This window comes from Desulfocastanea catecholica, from assembly GCF_054657295.1.
In genome coordinates this window covers 1-21,204 of the sequence record NZ_BAAHYZ010000019.1, presented here as the reverse complement: position 1 = coordinate 21,204, position 21,204 = coordinate 1, and the positions used below count along the sequence as shown (strand labels likewise).

Annotated in this window: 19 protein-coding genes and 1 pseudogene; 1 reads left to right on the top strand and 19 read right to left on the bottom strand. The window is 45.4% G+C overall.

The annotated features are described in order from the left end of the window. Positions 1–17: 17 nt before the first annotated feature. From ACYQ8U_RS16225 to ACYQ8U_RS16140, 18 genes and pseudogenes are all read right to left on the bottom strand, one after another. Positions 18–1,556: a benzoate-CoA ligase family protein gene (locus ACYQ8U_RS16225; protein WP_459946602.1), complete on the bottom strand. Its 1,539-nt coding sequence runs from the start codon at positions 1,554–1,556 to the stop codon at positions 18–20. Positions 1,557–1,801: 245 nt separating this feature from the next. Further along, positions 1,802–2,215 (bottom strand): VOC family protein, encoded by a 414-nt coding sequence (locus ACYQ8U_RS16220; protein ID WP_459946601.1) that lies wholly within the window; start codon positions 2,213–2,215, stop codon positions 1,802–1,804. A 281-nt stretch (positions 2,216–2,496) separates the two neighbouring features. Beyond that, on the bottom strand, positions 2,497–3,687 hold the full coding sequence (locus ACYQ8U_RS16215) for a thiolase family protein (RefSeq protein WP_459946600.1): 1,191 nt from the start codon (positions 3,685–3,687) through the stop codon (positions 2,497–2,499). A 135-nt stretch (positions 3,688–3,822) separates the two neighbouring features. Then, positions 3,823–5,862, bottom strand: a complete 2,040-nt coding sequence (locus tag ACYQ8U_RS16210) for a 3-hydroxyacyl-CoA dehydrogenase/enoyl-CoA hydratase family protein (protein ID WP_459946599.1) — start codon at positions 5,860–5,862, stop codon at positions 3,823–3,825. Positions 5,863–5,964: 102 nt separating this feature from the next. Then, positions 5,965–7,089 carry a 3-hydroxyacyl-CoA dehydrogenase family protein gene (locus ACYQ8U_RS16205; RefSeq protein ID WP_459946598.1) on the bottom strand — a complete coding sequence of 375 codons (1,125 nt, stop codon included), beginning with the start codon at positions 7,087–7,089 and terminating at the stop codon, positions 5,965–5,967. 103 nt (positions 7,090–7,192) lie between these two features. Further along, positions 7,193–7,570, bottom strand: coding sequence for a class I adenylate-forming enzyme family protein (locus tag ACYQ8U_RS16200; RefSeq protein WP_459946676.1), 378 nt, complete (start codon positions 7,568–7,570; stop codon positions 7,193–7,195). A 42-nt stretch (positions 7,571–7,612) separates the two neighbouring features. Next, positions 7,613–7,729 (bottom strand): annotated as a pseudogene (locus tag ACYQ8U_RS16195) (AMP-binding protein); the annotation flags it as partial. Between the two features lie 290 nt (positions 7,730–8,019). Further along, on the bottom strand, positions 8,020–8,619 hold the full coding sequence (locus ACYQ8U_RS16190) for an acetate uptake transporter family protein (protein WP_459946597.1): 600 nt from the start codon (positions 8,617–8,619) through the stop codon (positions 8,020–8,022). A gap of 269 nt (positions 8,620–8,888) precedes the next feature. Next, positions 8,889–10,469, bottom strand: coding sequence for an AMP-binding protein (locus ACYQ8U_RS16185; protein ID WP_459946596.1), 1,581 nt, complete (start codon positions 10,467–10,469; stop codon positions 8,889–8,891). Between the two features lie 187 nt (positions 10,470–10,656). Next, positions 10,657–12,213, bottom strand: a complete 1,557-nt coding sequence (locus ACYQ8U_RS16180) for a class I adenylate-forming enzyme family protein (protein WP_459946595.1) — start codon at positions 12,211–12,213, stop codon at positions 10,657–10,659. A 253-nt stretch (positions 12,214–12,466) separates the two neighbouring features. Further along, the gene (locus ACYQ8U_RS16175) at positions 12,467–13,714 is read right to left on the bottom strand and encodes a 2-hydroxyacyl-CoA dehydratase subunit D (protein WP_459946594.1); all 1,248 of its coding nucleotides are present in this window, start codon (positions 13,712–13,714) and stop codon (positions 12,467–12,469) included. 12 nt (positions 13,715–13,726) lie between these two features. Then, the gene (locus ACYQ8U_RS16170) at positions 13,727–14,521 is read right to left on the bottom strand and encodes an acyl-CoA dehydratase activase (RefSeq protein ID WP_459946593.1); all 795 of its coding nucleotides are present in this window, start codon (positions 14,519–14,521) and stop codon (positions 13,727–13,729) included. Between the two features lie 117 nt (positions 14,522–14,638). Continuing rightward, complete coding sequence (locus tag ACYQ8U_RS16165; protein ID WP_459946592.1) at positions 14,639–15,598, bottom strand: ketopantoate reductase family protein; 960 nt, start codon at positions 15,596–15,598, stop codon at positions 14,639–14,641. Between the two features lie 49 nt (positions 15,599–15,647). After that, complete coding sequence (locus tag ACYQ8U_RS16160) at positions 15,648–16,091, bottom strand: amino acid-binding protein (protein WP_459946591.1); 444 nt, start codon at positions 16,089–16,091, stop codon at positions 15,648–15,650. Between the two features lie 157 nt (positions 16,092–16,248). Continuing rightward, on the bottom strand, positions 16,249–16,848 hold the full coding sequence (locus tag ACYQ8U_RS16155) for an indolepyruvate oxidoreductase subunit beta (RefSeq protein ID WP_459946590.1): 600 nt from the start codon (positions 16,846–16,848) through the stop codon (positions 16,249–16,251). 15 nt (positions 16,849–16,863) lie between these two features. Then, positions 16,864–18,714, bottom strand: coding sequence for an indolepyruvate ferredoxin oxidoreductase subunit alpha (iorA, locus tag ACYQ8U_RS16150; protein WP_459946589.1), 1,851 nt, complete (start codon positions 18,712–18,714; stop codon positions 16,864–16,866). A 137-nt stretch (positions 18,715–18,851) separates the two neighbouring features. After that, positions 18,852–19,817 carry an IclR family transcriptional regulator gene (locus ACYQ8U_RS16145; protein ID WP_459946588.1) on the bottom strand — a complete coding sequence of 322 codons (966 nt, stop codon included), beginning with the start codon at positions 19,815–19,817 and terminating at the stop codon, positions 18,852–18,854. 401 nt (positions 19,818–20,218) lie between these two features. After that, positions 20,219–20,368: an IS66 family transposase gene (locus ACYQ8U_RS16140; RefSeq protein WP_459946587.1), complete on the bottom strand. Its 150-nt coding sequence runs from the start codon at positions 20,366–20,368 to the stop codon at positions 20,219–20,221. 50 nt (positions 20,369–20,418) lie between these two features. On the opposite strand from ACYQ8U_RS16140, the gene ACYQ8U_RS16135 reads away from it, so the two are divergent. Continuing rightward, entirely contained in the window at positions 20,419–20,685 is a 267-nt protein-coding gene (locus ACYQ8U_RS16135) for a hypothetical protein (protein ID WP_459946586.1), read from the top strand. A gap of 310 nt (positions 20,686–20,995) precedes the next feature. Here ACYQ8U_RS16135 and ACYQ8U_RS16130 read toward each other — a convergent pair. Beyond that, on the bottom strand, positions 20,996–21,204 hold a 209-nt coding region (locus tag ACYQ8U_RS16130; RefSeq protein ID WP_459946585.1), incomplete at its 5' end, for a hypothetical protein.

The following is a 21,204-nucleotide window of genomic DNA, read 5'->3' as shown; positions in this document are numbered from 1 at the left end:
TGCTGTTAGATGAAGTTCTACGCTCTCAACTGGAAACGCTTGAGCTTTCCGGTCGCTGTTTTGGGAAGGTCATCGACAAACTCGATCCAACGAGGATATTTGTAATGGGCGAGGGTTTTTTTAACGTACTCCTTGAGATCTTTTTTCAATTGCTCATCGCCGTTGTAGCCACGTTTCAAGACAACAAACGCCTTTGGTTTGACAAGATTTTTATCATCCATAGCACCAACGACGGCGCATTCGAGCACTGCCGGGTGTTCGATCAGGCACGCCTCCACTTCTACGGGAGAGACCCATATTCCTCCTACCTTGAGCATGTCATTGGTTCGACCGATGTAATAGAAGTAGCCTTCTTCATCCATAAGATACTTGTCGTCGGTGTTCAGCCAATCGCCCAACATGGTACTTTTGGTTTTGTTATGTTTGTTCCAGTATGCGGCAGCAGCGCTATCCCCTTTGACGAGAAGGGTGCCAACCTCTCCGATCGGTATATCTTGAAAATTTTCATCGACTATACGGGCTTCGTATCCGGGAACCAGTTTTCCCGAACTTCCCGGTTTGGCCTTGCCCGGGAGATTTGAGATAAATATATGGCTTAACTCCGTGGAACCGATGCCGTCGATGATCTCAACGCCATGGCGTTCTTTCCAGCGCTTAAAGATATCAGCAGGCAATGCTTCCCCGGCGGAAACGCATAGCTTTACACCATCGAGGCTGCCCTCTTCCTGCAGCATCGAGCCATACAGGGTGGGGACGCCGAAGTACAGGCTCGGTCTGTAGTGTGCGATGGTCTCGTAAACTGAGTCCGGGGTCGGTCGGCCCGGCATTAATACCGAGGTTGCTCCGACACTGAAGGGAAAATACAGTCCATTGCCGAGGCCATAGGCAAAAAAGAGCTTGGCCGCCGAAAAACAGATATCGTTTTCTTGAATCCCCAGTACCTGCTTGCCATAGGTTTCGGATGCATAGACCATATCATGCTGCAGGTGGATCGTTCCTTTTGGTTGACCGGTGGACCCCGAGCTGTAAAGCCAGAAGCAGGCATCGTCCGGGGTGGTCGGCGCCGCCTCTAGCTGATCGGAAGCACCTTCAATAAAGGTATCGAAACTGGTGGTTCCGGCAGGGGCCTGCCCTCCCACCACGATGATATTCTTTAGGAAGCGGAGCTTGTCTTTGATGGGGTCGAACTTGCTGTAGAGCTCTGCATCAATAATCAAGGCCTTGGCACGGCTGTCATTGAGAAAATACAGGTAGTCCTTGGGCTGCATCAGGGTGTTGAGACAAATCGGAACCGCCCCTGTTTTTATGGCCCCGAAGAAGGACATGGCATACACTTCCGAATCCAGCAGCAGAAGGGCGACTCGATTCTCCATTTCGATGTTCAAACCCTTAAGAGCATTTCCTACTTTGTTGACGCCTGCCTGGATTTGGGCATAGGTAAAGGCCTTATCCCGGCAGAGAATCGCAGTCTTTTGGCCTCGACCTTCTCTGATGTTCCGATCGACAAAATAGTCGGCCGCGTTGAATGTTTCTGGGAGATTTAAGTCAACATGCATTTTGTTTCTCCTTGTGCTTAATTTATTGGAAAATGATTCGATGGGCAATCTATGCTGCTCACTGCTCACATATACAGCAAGAATCGCGCCAGTAAATATAATGGCCTAAAAATGCATGAAGAAAAAATAGAAGTGTATTGATTCTAGAGAGATAAGTGGCAAGCGGAGGAGGACGAAAACGAGGCCTAGTCGACCGTGGGGAAAGTTTTTTTTAGTTGGGAGAAAGATCTTTTCTGCGGATACCTTTATTTGCGACCACTATCGATAATTTCCACTAAAACCCCATTGAGTGCTCCAGGTTGTAGAAAGGCATAGTGTAAGCCCTCCCAAACCCGTGGTTTCTGGTCAATCATTTCGAAATGATTGGCGTTGAGAATCGGGATGGCGGCTGCAGTGTCCGGCACCTGAAAAGAAATGAGCATTACCCCTTCGCCATGCTTGGTGATAAACTTGTCAACATCGCTTCCGCTTCGGGTGGACTGCATCAGTTCGAATCCCACCTCGCCCACGTAATATCTGGCGACTTCAATGGATTCTTCAACAAATATATATTCAAGATCGGGCTCTGATTTGCCAAGAAGTCGTCCCCACCGCTGCTTTGCTTCCTGCAGGTCACGAACCGCAATACAAATGTGGTCAATTTTGTTGATACCGATCATCGTCAATGTTCTCCATGCTCAAAGGTTGGTTTGTTGATTTCCGGTTGCCCGGGATAAGAAGGCAGGGCCTTCATCCGGTTTTGACGATCAAAGTGACGACTCGCCAAGCGATGGTTTGATATTATGTTTTTCTGTTTTTAAACATGGTAGCCCCTCCTTTATTTATGATGAAATTATTTCTATTTGTACGTTGTTAAAGAATGCATCAAATCGGCAAAGAAAAGAGTGAGCAACGAGTTTGATGCCGTCTTGGTTGCTCACTCTAAATAGAATATACGCTGTTATTTCACCTTCATGACCATAGCAGCGCCGGTATCACCAGCTGCACAACCCGTGAAAAGGACATAACCTCCCCCCTTCATGACGGACTCTTCAATAGCTTCAATGATAGATCTTCCTGCCGTAGGGGCTTGTGGGTGGCCAAAAACCAATGAACTTCCATAATTATTAAAGCTATTTACATCAATATTCATCTCTTTGGCCATATAGATGTCATTAGCTGCAAATGGATTATGAGTTTTAATGACGGATATATCGCTCACTTTCAGACCCGCTTTATCCAGAGCCATCTGGGCTGCAGGTACTGGTGCCTTCGCCATATTGGCTTTTTCCACCCTTGAGTAGCCGTAGGACACAATTTGAATTTCAACGTTTGGATCGCTGCTTAATTCTCTGGCATTCTCTTGAGTAGTAACGATCAAGCCGCAATTGCCATCCGCTGGATGAGTCTGGGCGCCAAATGTATGTGCTCCATTAGGTAAAACAGGCCTTAATCGCGCAAGGCCATCAGCTGTTGTTTCCGTAATGCCCTCATCAGTTTCAATTACCAAGGTCTTTTTCTTGCTCAGTTGAACTTCCACTGGAAACATGTAACGTTTTTGAAAGGCTCTATCGTTCGCCAATGCATCGGTGTACTGTATATATCGGCGTAATGCTACCTGATCACACTCTTCCCGGGTCACTCCACTCAAGGAGGCAACATTCTCGGCAGTCTGAATCATTGACGCACCGCCCCAAGGATCATAATTGAAATGTTCCATCATCCAGTTTTCAGAAATAACCTCACCTCCTGGCCCCATCGGATTCGGCCAGATAGTATGCGGACCATTTGAACAGCGATCGGCGAACAACGTATAAGCATTTTTGCAAAAACCAGTTTCAACACCCATTGCGGCTTGAAAAATACCGATAGTCGAGGTGGAGCAAGCCTGACTAACCATTAATCCAGGAATAGTATCAGCACCAATCAACGCTGCAGACCAGGGACCTCCATAAAACATCTTAGGCTGTCCGATAGTAACACCCAAAATAAGGTAATCGAACATCTTTGGATCCCATTGTTTTGAGGCGAGCCAACGCTTGGCAGTGTTTGATCCAAGGACAATGGAATTTTCATTGGCCATGCTGCTTTGCCAACGAGAGAATGGGGAGCTGTAGTATCCTTTATAGGGGATAAATGCTTTGCTTAACATATTGTGATGTCTCCTTTTAAAATTGAAATGTTTAGTTTTTTCCACATGAGATACAGCCTGCCAAAAGTTGACCCTACCTCTGAAAAAAGCTCTGACTTTGTACTATCATATTGAAGTTTCCCGATTATAAACGTGCTACTTGCCCTGATACTGGGGAGGCTTACCTCCAACCGACGAAAGACCTGCCAGGGCATCTTCTGTAGAAAACATAGAGTTAAGCTCGGCTAGTTCTAGCTCTATAGCTTCAGGTATTGAAACTCTCTGCTGAGCATCTATAAGCTGGTCAGCCTTCAATAAAGCCAAAGGTGCTTTGCGGGAGATAGTCTTCAGAGTCTTCTCCGCCAAGTCATCGGAAATCCCTTCCGGCTTTAAACCAGCCAACAAGGCTTTGACATTATTCGGCGAGCAAACTTTGGCCAATTCTGCAAACCGTTCTGGATGCTTCCTTGACCTGTATTTATCTTGTTTTGGCCCGTTGCAAATCTCCAGAATAGCCTTTTCAAGATCCTGTGGATTTACTATTTTGGATACAATACCCAGGTCATATGCGTCTTGGGCACTGATCGTCCTACCTGTGAAAACATAATATTTGGCCAGCTCCGTTCCGATTTGACGGGCTATCCGCATCATGCCGCCAAGACCAGGAAAAATGCCGATCGCTGTTTCCGGAAAGCCCAACGAACCGGCTGGAGTCGCAACAATAGCTTGACAAGCTAAAGCCAGTTCACTGCCACCGCCGAGAGACAGTCCATCCAGTACAGCTATGGATCGCTTGGTTGAATTTTCGATACGGAGCAGAAGTTCATGCCCGCCTCTGGTAAATGCTACCGTATCGTCAATGCGATCGTTTTTGATATTGTGGATGAAATATCGAATATCAGCACCAGCCACGAAGGCCTTGCCTGCCCCCTGAATGACAATACCTTTAACATCTGGATTGCTTTCTGCCTCAGAGAATCTTTCCTCAAGCTGACGAACAACCGCTTCATTCAAGGCGTTCATCGCCTCCGGACGGTTAATTGTGATATAGGCAACCTGATCTTTGACCTTCATTTCAACACACCTAAACACAAACGGTTTGCCTAACTGGTTTTGTTTTTTCAGAATTTCAGGGACCGCGAAATCAGCGTATTTCAGAGCAAGCTCCTCAACTACCTGACAGGTTTTGGCAATTCCGATTCGATTCATGATTTCAAATGGACCTTTCGCCCATCTTAAACCGATTTTTGCCCCCAGATCGGTATCTTCAACAGAAGCTACTCCTTCATCTACCAAGGCAGCCGCAACACCTAAACAAACACCCAGGAATCTGTCCTCGACTTTTTCCAGTTTTGATTCATCAACCTGACCTGAAAGATCCCAGTTTTCTTTTTTTTCCATTTGACTTCGAAGAGTCACGGATGTGGCATAAAACGGTCCAAGTTCCCTGCCAAGGGTGTCCGCAGAATGAACTGCAATGGGAATGCCGGTGACATTCATTAATTCAAATGCCCCCATGCCAATTTTGAATGCGTGCTTGGCAGCGGCTTCGATAGTTGGAATGTTAGCGAGGTTTTCTTCGAGCATTCGTGTTGCTTCGTTTAAGAATGGAACGAAAAATCGGTTAACGGCGAAGCCCGGTGAATCCTTGACTGTAATAGCTGTCTTGCCGTGAAGTTTTGCAAACATATTGGCGATTTCCACCGTTTCTGAACTGGTTTCCTGATGGGGGATCACTTCAAGCAGACGGTTTTTAGCAGGGTGGTAAAAATAATGAAGTCCGATAAATCGATCTGGTCGATCGATTTTCTCTGCAAATTCTCGAACATAAAAGCTTGAGGTATTGGTGGCAAGAATAGTGTGTTCGTCGCAAATGGTATCGAGCTTTTGAAATAGAGCTGTCTTAACACCCTTGTCTTCAAAAACTGCTTCTATAATCAGATCAGCGTCTGCAACCTGATTGAAATCAACTGTTGCAGTAATCCGGGAAAGAATTGCTGCCATTTGCGTGGGGGAAAAAATTTTCCGATCAACTCCTGCCTGAAGTAGTGACTTGATGTTTGCCAGGCCTTTTTGCACGAACACCTCTGAGGTGTCGATCATGACGACAGAAAGACCCTCCTGGGCAATTTTCTGGACAATTCCGCTGCCCATGTTTCCTGCACCAATGACACCAATTTTCGTTAATTCTTTCATATCATTCCCTTAATACCTTTATGATGCTGCTTCTTTGGATTGCCTTGCCTTAGTAACAAACTACGTCACCTGTGCTATAATAAATTCAGCAGTATTTTTTTGTTACATCCTCCATAAAGATGGGATTCCTGCGGCAAAGGTTTTAGGCATTTTGAACGTACCGTTATCCACAGTCAGGTGGATCAATCTGGTTGCCTCAGCCATTCCCATTTCGTTCATTAAGGTGAAAGGTCCTTTGGGCCAAGCCAATGCAGTTGTAATTCCCAGCTCAAGGTCTTTGATGGAAACGACGTTTTTTTCTATAAGATGAGTGGAAATCGCAAAAATTGATCCCAACAGGCTTTCCTTAGCTGCTTTCAGCAGTGCTTCATCATCCGACACCACGGCTTCGATGTCCCAGGGTTTTCCGCTTTCAAATTGAGTTTTCAGTTGCACCGGCACTGCCGGAAAGCCTACATCAGTATGAGCAAGGTGTTCGTGCATAGATACAGCAGCGTGATAGGCAGTGCCTAACCCAGAGCCGTTAAGTACCCACATGATGCCGTAACGTACACCCAAAGCCAGTTTTGAGACATAATCCAAGGTTGCCGCATTACAGGTATCGCTATACATCGAATTGAGGACCATATAGCTGGAAATAAATACTGGATTGATGGCAAATCCTGGAAAATCATTGACAGAAATTGCTACTTTTCCGTTTTTATCGGCAAAAGTCATCAGTGCCTCGAAGGTTTCATCACTGGTCTTTTTCTGGCGGATTACCTCGACCAACTTGTTTATATTAGCTGGGAAAAAATAATGTAATCCCGCAGTTCGCTCAGGATTTGAAACCGAGGCCATTAGTTTTTCAATAAGAAACGTCGAAGTATTACTGACTAAAATAGTGTCAGGACGGCATGATAAATCCAAATCCCGGAAGATCTGAATTTTTAGATCCATCTTTTCAACGGCCGCCTCGATAACCAGATCACAGGGCGCCAAATCAGGATAATGGGAAGTTCCTGTAATTCTGCCAGCCACCTTCTCCATTTCTTCCTGGGTCATCTTGCCTTTTGCCACCCGTTTACCAAGGGCGTCTATCACCCATCGGTCATACATGCTCTGGACAAGGGTGTCATTCAGTTCTTTATAAATAACCCGAAAACCAGATGATGCGGCATTGAGTCCGATAGCCGCGCCCATTACATTAAAGCCGATGATTCCTATTGTTTTTATTTCCTTAACCATTTCATCATCCTCTAAGCTGTAGTTAAATTTTATCTTTGGTTGTTCATGTAGTTGTGTGTGCCAAAAGAAAAACGGCTACTAATCAGTAAACTCTTATCTGCTCTTAAAAACCTGCACGTAATACCCGTTTCAAAACCTTATTGGTAGGACTTTTTGGTAGTTCATTAACAAATTCAATTTGTTGGGGAACCTTGTATTTGACCATTTTCGTACGGCAGAATGCAATAATATCTTCTGGTTCAAGTGTTGTACCGGGTTGAAGAACAATGGCCGCCTTTACAAATTCGCCCTTGACGTCATCATGCATTCTGAAAACTGCAACCTCAAGAATAGATGGATGACCATACAAATGGTTTTCAATTTCAGTGGGATAGATATTATTCCCCGCGGAATTGATCATGTCTTTTACACGGTCTACAATGGTATAATCTCCGTCTTCATCCTGGGTAACCACATCATCCGTCAAGAGCCAGCCGTCTATAATGGTTTTAGCCGTCTCTTCAGGCTTGTTCCAGTAACCTTTTATGACATTGGGGCCCTTTATGCAGATTTCTCCCCATTCTCCAGGGGCTACAGGATTTCCGCCTTCATCAACAATTTTCATATCACAGTTGATAACAGGATGGCCGATGGAGCCGGGTTTGTGTTTATTGTGTTTTTTTTATTTCAATATAAAAGTAGTTTACCCGAGTATAAACATACAGATAGGGAGAGGTGCTATAAATCGGAGTTGTCACTAATTTCAAGTTGTTAATAACCTACAAATCATTAGGAAAATCATTCACAAGGAGATAAAAAAAACATTTACGAGGTGACGAGAAATACGGAAGGAACCCAAGTTTCCAATAAAAGGCCGCGATGACTTCCATTTTGACGGTAGCCCCTTTGTGGTGTTGTGCCCAAAGAGGCTACAATCTTTTGACATAAAATCTATTCTATAAATGGGGTCGTTACAGGCAGAACCTGCTTGCCTAAGTGCGTATTTATCGAAATCGCTCCTGCAAGATAAATGGCAAGAATTCCTGTTATGAACAAGGTATAACCACCTATTTTTGCAATAGTGGCTCTCCCTGATGTGATACCGAAATCAAGAACAACGATGCATGGAAGAGCGATGCAGATGAGGACGCCAATCATGAAGAGTATTTTCGGGCTTTTCAAGAAGCACGGAAGCATCATAAAAAACCATAATGTTATAGCAAGCCACAACCAACCTTCGATGGAAGCATCATATGGCATTCCAGCCTGGTGGAGAAAATATTTGGCACTGAAACTCAATGCTCCAGTCAGCATAAAGATGCAGGAAAACATAAGGAATACATTGCCACCAGGGAGGTTTTTGTCCCTGAACTCAATAATTGCAACCACAATCTGAACGAAGAAACCGCCAATAAGCCATACAGCCAGTATAGGGGTTACGTCATGGGTTACCTTCCCCGTCAATAGCGCCCCAAAACCGAAGCATGCCATTGCCAAAGTACCCAAACCGACGGGAAGAGGATTTGCAAACATATGATCGTGGGAAGACATAAAATTCTCCTTTCTTTGGTTTACATTTTTTTCAATCAGCCCGCCGACAAGTAACTTTTCAGTAGGCTGATTGTGTTATTGGTTCACTCTCTGTCGATGAATCATCCCACACGGTACACAAACAGATCATGCTAATTGCAACAGGGTGGTGGCCTTGCTCTGTCGTAAAATCATGGGGAAAACCCTGACTGCTCAGAAACAGACGTACAGTTGATGAGCAATTCAGCAGATCGATACTTTTTGAAATAAGGTAAAGCACCACACATCTATTAGTTGAGCTTTTTAAAGGCTTCTTTTCTGCCTGTAAACTTCTCTCTGATCAGCGGTTTTCTCACTTTTCCAGTAGCGCTTCGCGGGATCTCGTCGAAAATTACTTTGCGCGGGAGTTTGTATTTCGCCATTTTCGTTTCAGCAAATTTAATCAGTTCCTCCTCAGTCATAGATTTGCCTTTTTTGAGTTGAACCACCGCCAGCACGATTTCAACCAGTCGATCATCCGGATACCCAATGCAGGCCACGTCTTCTATATCGGGGTGATCCATTAAAGCATCTTCGATTTCCACCGGATAAATGTTTTCTCCGCCGCTCGTAATCATATCCTTCATGCGGTCAACAATGTAGAAGAATCCTTCTTCATCGATTTGCACCAGATCGCCCGTACGAAGCCACCCGTCTTGAAGGGTAGAAGCGGTCATTTTTGGATTTCCATGATATCCCTTCATCATGCGGTCCGTTGAAAATAATAGCTCGCCAACCGAACGGGCTGAAACTTCATTGCCTTCAAAATCAACGATTTTTGCCTCCACGCCGTAGGTCGGTTTTCCAATGGAACCTGGTTTTCTCAAGACATCTTCAGGATAAAGATTGAATAGCCCACCGCCACCGCCTTCTGTAATTCCGTAAATATTTGAAACGCCGCAGGGCAAGTTTTCGACCAACTTCTTCATAATGTCGAAAGGTACCGGTTGAGCGCCAATTTCCATGTACCGCCAGGCCGACAAATCGTAATCAGTAATGTTGAGCGTACCATTCTCAATGGCATTCAAGATCATGATACCAACAGGTACGACAAAAAGAACGTCGGTGCATTTTTCTTCAGCAATAGTCTCGACAATATACTTGGGATCGTTGAATTCACGAAGGATAGTGCCGGTTGCACCCGTGGTGTAAAATGGTGCCCATAAAAACATGGTCCCACTATGGAAAAGGGGTAGAAAAAAAAGATAATTGTCATTTTTTTCAACGAAATAGGTCATGCCATTTCCGGCAGCAGTGTTTTTCATTGAAAAATGGGTCTGAACAACCGGTTTGGGCGTTCCGGTCGTACCGGAGGTGAACATCATGGCAAGGTCATGATTGTCGTCCACGTCAGCCATTACATCCGACACATCATCGTATGCATCTACTTTTGTATAGTCGATCATGTCGTCCGGAACGGTAGCACCTATACAGATATAATGCTGAACTGTTTTCAGTTGGTTTTGAATTGGTTGGACAACCTTTAAAAACTCAGATCCTAATAAGAATACACGAGGATTACTGACGTTGGCTGCAAACATAACGTCGTTACTTTCAAACCTGAAATTCAGCGGTACGATGATGGCGCCCAGACGAATCACGGCAAAATAAGTAATCAACCATTCGAGTGAATTGTTTTGAAGATGCATAACATATTCACCGTCTTTAACGCCACATTCCTTGGCCAGATAATTGGCAGTGCGGTTGATGGCGTCGTTAAACTGTTTCCAGGTAAGCGTCCTTCGTTTTCCGATCGAGGGGGTTCGCTCAATCAGGCAGATTTTATTGGAAAGGTGACGGGCATGTATGGCGGCATATTTAGAGTAATTCACTGTTAATAACCTCCAGGTAAAATGTTTAACACAATACCGTTGAATTAATATATTTCCACAATTCGAGTTATTTTTTTATCCGGTTTGCACCTCCTTTCACTGGAATGTTTTTAAAAACCTTTGCAACACCCTTATCCGACCCGATTTTTTAAACATCATCAAACAATGATGAATTAACACAATAGGGTTAAGACACAAATTTTTCCCGCAACACTCTGTGCAAGATTTTTCCAGTTGCGGTTCGAGGCATTGCTTCCGGCGTAATGAATAGCACCTCTTTGGGACACTTGTAGGTAGACAGGTTTTTTTTGCAGTACTCCTTTATATCGTGTTCATTGATCTCAGCTCCGGATACCCCTGACTTCAGAATGACGACAACCGCTACCTTTTCTCCCCATTTTTCGTCGGGCATCCCGATGCATGCGCAATCATCGACGGCGTGGTGGCTTCCGACCAGTTCCTCCACTTCACTGGGATAAACGTGCTCACCTCCTGTGATGATCATGTTATCCTTCCGGTCTACAATGGAGTAGTAACCGTCCGCATCCATCTTACCCATATCTCCGGCAGAAAAATATTTACCTTGGAAGGATTGAGCGGTTTTTTCAGGAAGCTTATAGTATCCGCTGAAGAGCATCGGTCCGCAGGAAAAAATCTCCCCGACTTCTCCAGCCGGCACATCCTCTCCATTCACATCCAGAAGCCTGATCAAATCCGTGCCCAAAGTTTCGCATCCGATCGATCCAAGTTTTTTCAACTGGTCCTCGGGCTTGAGTATGGTGACAACCCCGCCCTCAGTCGATCCATAGGCTTCGAACAGCTGTGCATTTGGAAAAAAATCCATAATTTCCATCTTCATCTTCTGTCTCACCGGCGCTGAAGAACAAAGCATTTTTCGTATAGAACTCAAATCCCATTTTCGTCCTTTTTCACCTGCGCGCAGAATAAGACTGTAATGAGTCGGTATCAGGGAAATGAAGGTTATTTTTTCTTTTCCTATAATATCGAGAACTTCTTCAGCATTGAAAGACATTGCCGGATGAATATAGACTGTCGCCCCGAGATAAATGAAGTTAAAAGAGTAATATACGGAGTTGATATGGCAAAGAGGCATCACATTCATACAGATGTCATCCTTGGTGAAGCCGAATTCTAGCCCATTGAGCAAATAATACGCTATGTGAGATTCATGCGAACGGAGCACACCTTTAGGCTTTCCGGTTGTGCCCGATGTGTAAATCAGAATCCAGATATCTTCAGGCAATACTTCGCAGTCCGGTTCTTCGAGACTCCCCCCGGTGAGAAATAAGTCATACGCCATATATCCGACGCTATCTTTCCCCACCACGAAGTAATGCTCCGGCGGCAAGGTGGTCAGCTCGCTCCTGATCCCGTTTATAGTGCCCGTAAACTGATCGTGTACAAATAATGCCTTTGCATCTGAGTTATTCAGGATATATTCGACTTCCCGTCCGACCAAACGGAAATTTATCGGGACGATAATGAGACCCGTTTTTGCTGTTGCAAGGTACAATTCAACCATTTCAATACAGTTTTCCAACAAAACGCCAAGTTTATCCCCCTTCTTCAACCCCAGAGACAGGAGACTGTTGGCCAGTTGATTCACGCGCTCATTTGTTTGAGCATAGGTGAAACTTCTCATTTTCTCCTTCAGTGCCACTTTGTTCGCAAATTTTTTCGCATTAACCTTAAGGTTCTGCCCCAGATTCATCCAGTGAGCCATGTTCGACCTCCAATATTAAAAATAAAAAAGTATCTGTCTATTGACTTCCTCGGAAATCACCTGAATATCAACCTTACAATTGGTGCGCAGACAAAACTGGCGTACTACCAATTGCAAGGTCTATCCAAATTTCTATGAACAAAAAGAAATCGTTCACCCTGGTTCTCGAAATGGAGCTTAGGAGTTAGAAATTTCCTGAACCATTGGGTTAGGCAATTACTTGAAAGAACCATAATAAAGGAAAAATGCAAGTTCATGCTTTTGATTCTTCTAACTGCTCAATGAAAGCCTCAATATTTGTCTTTGTTTGCTCATCCGAAAGGAATCTAAGATCATTGAGATCGCCATTGATAATCAACGATGGAACATTCGTTTGTGTCTGAAGGCGTAGCGGTAAGCCATACCGACAATTTGAATTATTAGGACAAGTTTTCGCATCATGATAAATGATGCCATCGCAATGGAAGAATTTGAGCTTTTCCTTGATGTAATTTTCTTTATAGTCATCCGAACGAACAATAAACAGCTCTGAGTACGCTCTTGCCATGCTCTCAAAAGGTGCCGCCGGGTCCAATGAACTGAAAATCCAGCTGCTGCAATAGGTAGATGCTATCACATTCGCATTTAAGCCGGCAAACAGCTTGGAGTGCATGCCTAAACGGCCCCAGACCGGCATTCCATCCCAGTAAATTCGATACCTCTCATCATCTATGACCCCCAATTTCTGTGTTATACGTTCATTCAACTCTTCCAGCAGCAGCTTGTATACATCGACGGCCTTCTGAGTCCCCCTGCCGACAACTGCAGGCCCCATCAAGGTGGTACCATCAAAAAACGTGAGAGGTGAGGGAACTGCCGCTGCCGTGGCCAGGCACTTTTCCCAGAGATCAGAACACTGACGGGATAGAGCCACTGCATTCTTCAACTCATCCATGTCAAGCTTCCTACCAGCTATTCTCTCGAGTGGTTCGACGATACTCTCCATCTGACCGGCAATGGACAAGACGTGCATCTGAGTGACCTTTCCGATATTTCGATGTGTCTCTATCCCCACGGAAGGCACACCAAACCTTCTCGAGTACCAGGCAAACCAGTCCTGAACATCCCGGCACTGGTTTGTATTGTAAACAAGGACATCACACCCCGGAATGCGCTCGATTCCGGGAAATGCTTTGGACAGGGGAGTAACCCCCTGGAGAAACGCTCCTATATCGGCAGTCAAATAGGAACAAATTTCCGGCGAATACCCAATGGCATTAGCTTTGGGAATCAGCTCAGTGGCCATTTTTGTACTTCCCAGCATGGCCGAATGAGTTTCCGGAAAATAGATGAGAAATCCCATCCCCCTTAGAATTTCCGCAGGGCCAACACTGGTACACCATGCAATCTTTCGCTTACCCGATTTAGAGGCATCATCCAACTCATAGTAGTAATCCGCCATGAATTTTCCGATATCTTTTGTCGTCTTAAGCCGCCTGATCCCAACCTCTTCTTTAGCCATATTGTACCCTTTCTAACGTTTTGCCGATTTTATGGGAAATAAATCCATGGCATACAGTGCAGCTCCGATCGCACCCGCCAACTGAGGATGTTTGGAGATTAAGATTTTTCTGCCGATCAATTCCTCGGTCATGGTTACGATATATGGGTTGTTTTCCACCACTCCTCCGGTCATGACGACATTTTCAGTAAGAGAATCCATCTCCAGAACTCTCTGGATCATCGAAAAGAAAACGCCTTTGACGATATCCTCGAGTCTTTTCCCACTCCGAATATTCTCCAGAACCTCCGTAGCTGAGAAAACCGTACAAAAGCTGCCCAGTTTCACCATATTCGTTGACCGGCTTGCCAAGGAACTCATTTCATTCAACGGCACATCAAGGCGAAAGGCCATTTCTTCCAAGAATCCACCGGTTCCAGCCGCACACTTACGATTCATTTTGAACCCAGTTCGTCGCCCTGTCTCGTCTAGCTTGATAATCTTGTTATCCTGTCCCCCAATATCGATGATCGTAATGGCCATAGGAAAATAGAGATAGGAGCCCTTGCCGTGACAGGCTATTTCGCTCTTGGTTTCTCGGGCAAAAAGGACATTTTTTCGACCATATCCGGTTGACACAGCACCGGCGGTATCCACCTCGGTGCGACCTGCCATCTTGAGAGATGCTTTAAGGCATTCATTCGCCGTTTTTGAAAAATCAATACCAGATTTCCTGACGTTATATCCAATAAGGTTCTTCGTTAGATCGAGAACCGCTACTTTCGTTCTGGAGGCACCGATATCAACTCCGACATAACAATGATTCATGTATTCTCAGCTCTTCTTTAGCGTTTTCTGCCTTTGCATTTGTCCAACACGGCGGTGGCCATTCGCCGGTCCTGAGTGTTCTGAGATCCTTTTTTTTATGGGCGGCAACATTATTGTTTACCGGCCCCGCATGGTGGATTCCAGCCCTTTAACCAGGGATTGAAGTGTATTGTTGTAAGGTGTTTCTATACCTGCACGGATTCCGTACTCAATGAACTTACCGTTCATAAAGTCTATCTCCGTGCGACGCTTGTTCTCTATATCCATCAGCATTGATGGCTTATGATTTCCCGCCGTTTTCAGGTATTCAACCGCTTTCGGGTAATAGTCCCAACCTAAGAGGATATCATTGCTCCGTGCGACTTGTATACATTCCTTCATCAACGCGTCTACAAGTCTGAAAATGATTGGATCCGTTGTGGCTTGCGCCATGGTCAGACCTGTTACGGCACATACGGAATTCATGCACGCGTTCATCACAGACTTTTGCCAGACCATGGGTACGATCCGATCCGTGTGTTCGGTTGGTAGTCCACATTCAGTCAATATCCTTGCGATGATCACTGCCGCATCAGCGGATTCAGCCGCAAGCTCCTGCAAATAATGGGGTGGGTGATGAAACGGTATGACAACATGGCAGGGCTCTTTCAGGCCGCATCCCAAGTTGACCACACCTCGCATCACCGGTTTGTTGCCAAGTACTTTTGAAACCTCGAGTTCCGTATCGATTCCATTCTGCCAGCTGATAATATAGGTGCCCTCTTTGTAAAATTCTTCAATCGCCGAGACGATCAGGGGCAGTGCATTCGCTTTTACAGTGATGAAAATCACATCAGGATTGTATTGTGCCAACTCGTCAACGGAGTGACAGGTACGGGTAACCTTTTGGTGTAACTGTTCCGCACCTTCGATGGTAATACCTGTCGATGCTGCAGGATCAACCAACTCGGGAACAACATCACAGATAGTTACATCATAGCCGCCCTTTGAGAGGAATGCGCCAACTATGCATCCCACAGGCCCCGCACCGATGATCGCAAACCTTTTTGGACTAAAGTCAGGATTTGTATTTGTCATTACCTTGTTCCTTTTTTATCTGTTTGCTATTGCCTTCGTCTTCCTCTATCTATTTGCCGCTTTCCAATATTCCAAAAGCCTTCGCATCAAGAAGCGTCACGCCTTGTTCCTGCAAAATCTCAATTGCCTTATCATTATTGGTGAACCGAAAAATCATGACGGCCTTTCCAGGCGAAGATCCGTGAAACGCATACATGTTGTTGGGGTAGACTCCTGCGTCCCTTAGCAACTTCAACAGATTGGCGAGGCTTTTGGGGGCATCCGGAATTTCAGCTGCAACAACCTCCGTGATGAATGCGGGCATCTGCATCTCCATGAGTATGCGTCGAGCAGTTGCCACATCCGAGACCAACAGCCTCAGTTGTCCAAATTCTCCGGTATCCACTAAATTGAGCGCTCTCAAGTTGATTCCTGCCTCACCCAGAGCATTGGTCACCTCGTATAATCTCTCAGGCGCATTCTCTATGGACAAAACGATTTGTTTTAGCTTCATTATGACCTCCTTTTTTTTAAAACCTCATGTCCAGGGCCCCTTGCCCCGAAACCCAACATGGGCCTTCGTTCTTTTGATTGCCTTTACGCCTGAGCACTTTGACAGTCTGCAATGTCGAAAAAAGGCGGCTGTCAGGATGATATTTACAGGATAATGATCATATATTTTCCTTCTGTGCTGCGAAAAAGCCCAGTTCAAAAGCCTTAATGTTGGACTCGACAAATGCCTGCTTCGTCTTGGTCCGAATCACTTCCTTGACGGTTTCCGCCTGGACGGGGAGTTTTCCGGTCTGAATCAGGGCTCCCAACAAAACCATGTTCACTGAGAGCTCGTTTCCGGCTTCCCGCGCCAGCTTGACCGCATCGATGGCAATCAGTTTGGCTGTCTTTGCGCGAATCAAGCTCTGTAACTCATTCAGGTCGGGATACACGCCTTTTCCGATGGCAACGGTGAATGGCGGCAACGGCTGGAGGTTGGTGATCACCACGCTTCCGTCGTTGCATTTTGTCAATGCCCGAAGCGTCTCCGAGGGCTCGAAGCCTACTAGAACGTCCGCCTCTCCATCAGAAATAACAGGGCTTTTGGCATCTCCAAACACCATCGCCGATTCCACAACTCCACCTCGCTGTGCCATACCGTGTATTTCGCTCATCCGAACGGGAATCTGTGAAAGGAGTGCGGCTTCGCCCAATACACTCGATGCCAAAAGATTTCCTTGTCCCCCCACAGCTACTAAGATTACTCGTGTTGTGTTCATCTCGTCTCCGGCTGTTTATTCTTTTATAGGCAGGATTGCATTTTCAGGGCAAACTTGTACGCACACCGCGCAGCCTGTACACTGTGCAGGATTAATCTGAACCTTTCCCTCATTCAGGAAAAAGGCCGGACATCCCAATTGATTGATACAATCACGATGGTTCTTACACCTGTCGCTTACCCGATATCGCTTGCCCTTCAGAAGTTTCAAACTCTTGGCGTACAACGTACACATCTCTTTGGAAATGACGACCGATACCCCTTCGAATTCAAACGCCTTTTTGACCGCTTCGATGCTTTTTTTCACCTTGAATGGCTGAATTACGGTCACTTCCTTAACACCAACAGCCCGAACAACATCCTCGATGGCAATGCGACCGAATCCCGTTTGATTCAGCAGGCTCATATCCACTCCCGGGTTGGGTTGATGACCGGTCATGGCTGTCGTTCCGTTATCCAGAATAAAGAGGGTGAAATTATGGTTGTTGAAAACCGCATTGATCAGTCCAGTTATGCCGCTATGGAAAAAGGTCGAATCCCCAATAAAGGAAATAACTTTTTTGTTAGTTGCCTTCGAAAAACCACAGGAGGTAGTAACCGACGACCCCATGCAGATAACAAAGTCGGCCATCGAAATGGGAGGAAGCAACCCCAGCGTGTAGCAGCCGATATCGGTCGGAATGATGGTCTCCATTCCAGCGGCAGCCTGTTTGGCGATATAGAAGGTTGCCCGATGAGAGCAGCCCGCACACAGGTTGGGCGGCCGCTGGGGAATTTCCGGCACATCGGACATGTCCGGAATGGCGGCCGGTTCGTAGGCAAGGTTCAAATAATCTGCAAGAACTTTTCTTACCAGGGCCGGATTATATTCGTATAATCTGGAGAAGTGTGATGGGCTTTTTCCCTTGATGGTAATGGTCGATCCTTCCTCCTGGGCAAAGGCCTTGACCGCCTCCTCCATATAGGGCTCTCCTTCCTCCACGACCAGCACCTTTTCACACCCTTTGAGGAAGCTTTTTACAAGTGTTTCAGGCATAGGGTTCGAGAACCCGACTCTCAAGATTTTGACTTTCTCCTCGCACTTGAGATCCTTCACGGCATCCGAGACATAATTGTAACTGATACCATTGCAGACGATCCCACAGGAACCGTCCCCTTCTATTAAGTTATACACAGAGTTTTCTGAAATACTTTTGGCTTCATCCCAGTGCTTTAGAAGCTTTACATGGAGATTTCTCGACACAGCCGGTACGGTGACATAGCTAAATGGATCCTTGACAAAATCGCCGATCGTCTTAACCGGAGGCATATCGCCAAGAGTGACGATTCCGCTGGAGTGATTGATTCGGGTTGTGGTTCTAAAAATTACAGGTTCCTGGAGTTTTTCGGAAAGATCGAAAGCGTATTTTATCATTTCCTTGGCTTCATCGACCGAGGACGGTTCGAGGACCGGAAGCCCCGAAAGCTTTCCATAGTACCTGTTGTCCTGCTCGTTCTGGCTGGAGAACATAAATGGATCATCAGCCGACAGAATGACCATCCCACCTTTCACACCGACATAGGCAAGGGTCATGAGAGCATCGGCAGCGACATTCAGCCCGACGTGCTTCATGATGGCCATACTCCGCAGACCGCAATTCGCTGCCGCTGCAGCCACCTCGAGGGCCACCTTTTCGTTGGTGCTGTATTCGAAGTAGAGATCACTCTCATGAGATATTTCGAAAAGAGCAGCTGAGATTTCCGACGAAGGGGTTCCAGGGTATGTCGCCCCAAAGGCAAGTCCTGCCTCCAGTGCGCCCCTTGCAATCGCTTCGTTGCCTAGAAGGAGCATCTTCTTGTCACGCTGTTTTGAAAGTAATTTGTGCATGATCGTTCCTTAGTAATTGGAAAATAAATTATTCGGTAGTCCTGAACTTGTAGTGGTTAGGAAATACCTTGATAAAAACCTGTCTGTTGACTCATGCGTCGGTGGTAATTCAACCGTTTTCAATTGTCGAAAGCGGTTTAAGCCGTCAGGGAATATTTCTCCTCGGCCTGCTTCTCTCCATAGCCCAATTCCGAGGAAATCTTTTTAGCGCAATCCTTCACCAGATCGATCAAACTCTGTTTATTCTCACGAAAAATTCGTTCCGCAGGACCAGCTACTGAAATGGAAGCGATGACCTGCCCTTTATAATCGAAAATAGGAGCAGCAACAGAGCATACATCAGATTCAAATTCCGAATCGCTTTCGCCGTACCCTAGTCTTCGAATATCGGCTAAATCTCTTTTCAACTTTTCGCTATCGGTAATCGTATTTTTGTTCAGCTTGGCAAGCCCTGTGGTCTCAATTAATTGGTCAATGAAAGCAGGGTCCTTGAAGGCCAGAAGCGTTTTTCCAGGAGCACCGGCGTACAGAGGCATTGTATGGCCTTTGGCGGTCATGAATTTGACTGCCCTTGGGCTCTCTATGATATCCGCACAAATCGCATTTGGACCGTCTCCTACGACCAAAATCGCTGTTTCTAGAGAACGATCGGACATTAATTTTAGATAAGGAGATGTAATTTTCATTACGGGAGTTTTCTTGGCTGCTAAAAGACCGAGTTTGAGGATCGTCAGACCAAGATAAAATTGATTGGTTTGCTCATTCTTGGAAAGAAATTGTTTTTGTTTTAAAACCTGCAAGTATTTATATGTTGTGCTCAATGGTATGGAGAGGTTTTCCGCAATCTCTTGAGCAGATAACTCAAGATGTTCTGATTCGAAGAGACAAAGAATATCAATTGCTTTTTCTAAACTACCAAACGACTTACCCAAGATAAATCTCCCTAATTTTCCGATAGCGGAATGTTTTCCGATAGCGGAATGTGGTTTCTGAAAAAAAATCCACGGAATTTCAGATAAAGATGATGTGCGGCATGAAACAGATGGACAGACAACACCTGGAATGGTGCAAATAGTAAAAATTTGAGCAAAATCTTTAATCATTTTTGTTCTGATTATCGCACTATTGTATTAAATTTCATTTGGTTATGTCAAAAAATAATAAATTCATATACTTACATTTCCATCATTCCGGACAACATCTATAATGTGAATTTTCTTGCCGACAGCACAGACTATTTTCAAGCTATCGGTTGCAAAAGAAGCCATGTCGAAAATCCCAAAAACTACTCGTACCTGATGAAAAGTATTATCGTAATGCGATAATGCGTTATCTCTATGTGAGAATGTATCAAGGCGTAGTCTGTGTGTCAAGAGAATATTTTAATTTTTATTACTATTCAGCATCCATAATTGGAGCTGCACTTGTCATCAATGTCAGGGGCACTTCCTCTGGAAGAGCAAGCGCAAGGCTTCAGAGGCGGTTAGATCATATTTTCTGCAGGTTAAAAGATAGCTGCGGATGCAGCGAATATCTTGGCGTCGTCCATCGCCCTGAAACACCCCGACACTTTCTGCTGAACCTTGATCAAGCGCAAATCGCTTTCAGCCTGATTGTTTGAGAAGGGGACGATGGAGCCATCCATGAATCGCAAGACATCGCTTTCAAACCGGACGTTGGCCTGTCAAGGTAGCAGTCTGCATCATGGACTGTCTGGTTGATTTGCTTGAGCAGGATGTTCATCTGCTCCGCCCACTGCTGCCCGTTTTGCTCCGAGGCACTTTCAAGGTTGCGCAGGTGGTGGGCGTTGCAGAGGCCGTGTACGCGGCCATAATTGAAGTAGGATTTTCAACGATTATTAGAGAGGATGGTCTGGTAGTTTGGCAAAATCTCCATTTCATCCAGCGCAGCGCCGCCTCGTTTGGCATGGTAATAAAAATAGCTGCACCTGTCGTTTTAGGCGTTATGTAGCCAGCTGCGGTTGCCGCCGGTGTTGATGCCGGTTTCATTGACATGCACCAAGGCAGAAAAGGCCAGTTGTTCTTTCAGCCAGTTGTCAAAAAACTCAAGACGCTCGTAAGCCTCTTTGTTGAAATTGATGATTGCATTTCTAGAGTCATTGCAAACCAGCCATTTCCATTTTGATGGAGCAAGTTACGAGAAGCTTATTGTTTCATCCTCTTTTTCACTCGGCTATCACTCGGACAATGGTTTATAGGACGGTGCCAGTCGCCCAACTGAAAAAACGATCAACACATAGGTCAGGAATTACCATAAATCGTTAAGAATCAGTCTGATAAAGGCACAGTACAACCTTTCGCTCTTCCAGACAAGTTTGAGGAAGGGACTTGTTCTGTGATATAGGATGGTTCTTCAGGCTGACTTCAGGCCAACATAGAAGCACTTTCCTGTCGGTGACGATCACCCACAGGATTACTTTTATGGAAGGTACGATGAATCTTTTAAAAATTCCCCTGATACTTTCCCATA

What these genes read in the sequence shown, in the direction of transcription:
- ACYQ8U_RS16215 (WP_459946600.1), bottom strand. Translation starts at nt 3,687, where the DNA reads ATGTTAAGCAAAGCATTTATCCCCTATAAAGGATACTACAGCTCCCCA.
- ACYQ8U_RS16170 (WP_459946593.1), bottom strand. Translation starts at nt 14,521, where the DNA reads ATGAATCATTGTTATGTCGGAGTTGATATCGGTGCCTCCAGAACGAAA.
- ACYQ8U_RS16155 (WP_459946590.1), bottom strand. Translation starts at nt 16,848, where the DNA reads ATGAACACAACACGAGTAATCTTAGTAGCTGTGGGGGGACAAGGAAAT.
- ACYQ8U_RS16160 (WP_459946591.1), bottom strand. Translation starts at nt 16,091, where the DNA reads ATGAAGCTAAAACAAATCGTTTTGTCCATAGAGAATGCGCCTGAGAGA.
- iorA (WP_459946589.1), bottom strand. Translation starts at nt 18,714, where the DNA reads ATGCACAAATTACTTTCAAAACAGCGTGACAAGAAGATGCTCCTTCTA.
- ACYQ8U_RS16210 (WP_459946599.1), bottom strand. Translation starts at nt 5,862, where the DNA reads ATGAAAGAATTAACGAAAATTGGTGTCATTGGTGCAGGAAACATGGGC.
- ACYQ8U_RS16190 (WP_459946597.1), bottom strand. Translation starts at nt 8,619, where the DNA reads ATGTCTTCCCACGATCATATGTTTGCAAATCCTCTTCCCGTCGGTTTG.
- ACYQ8U_RS16165 (WP_459946592.1), bottom strand. Translation starts at nt 15,598, where the DNA reads ATGACAAATACAAATCCTGACTTTAGTCCAAAAAGGTTTGCGATCATC.
- ACYQ8U_RS16220 (WP_459946601.1), bottom strand. Translation starts at nt 2,215, where the DNA reads ATGATCGGTATCAACAAAATTGACCACATTTGTATTGCGGTTCGTGAC.
- ACYQ8U_RS16225 (WP_459946602.1), bottom strand. Translation starts at nt 1,556, where the DNA reads ATGCATGTTGACTTAAATCTCCCAGAAACATTCAACGCGGCCGACTAT.
- ACYQ8U_RS16135 (WP_459946586.1), top strand. Translation starts at nt 20,419, where the DNA reads ATGGACTGTCTGGTTGATTTGCTTGAGCAGGATGTTCATCTGCTCCGC.
- ACYQ8U_RS16180 (WP_459946595.1), bottom strand. Translation starts at nt 12,213, where the DNA reads ATGGCTCACTGGATGAATCTGGGGCAGAACCTTAAGGTTAATGCGAAA.
- ACYQ8U_RS16175 (WP_459946594.1), bottom strand. Translation starts at nt 13,714, where the DNA reads ATGGCTAAAGAAGAGGTTGGGATCAGGCGGCTTAAGACGACAAAAGAT.
- ACYQ8U_RS16205 (WP_459946598.1), bottom strand. Translation starts at nt 7,089, where the DNA reads ATGGTTAAGGAAATAAAAACAATAGGAATCATCGGCTTTAATGTAATG.
- ACYQ8U_RS16145 (WP_459946588.1), bottom strand. Translation starts at nt 19,817, where the DNA reads ATGATTAAAGATTTTGCTCAAATTTTTACTATTTGCACCATTCCAGGT.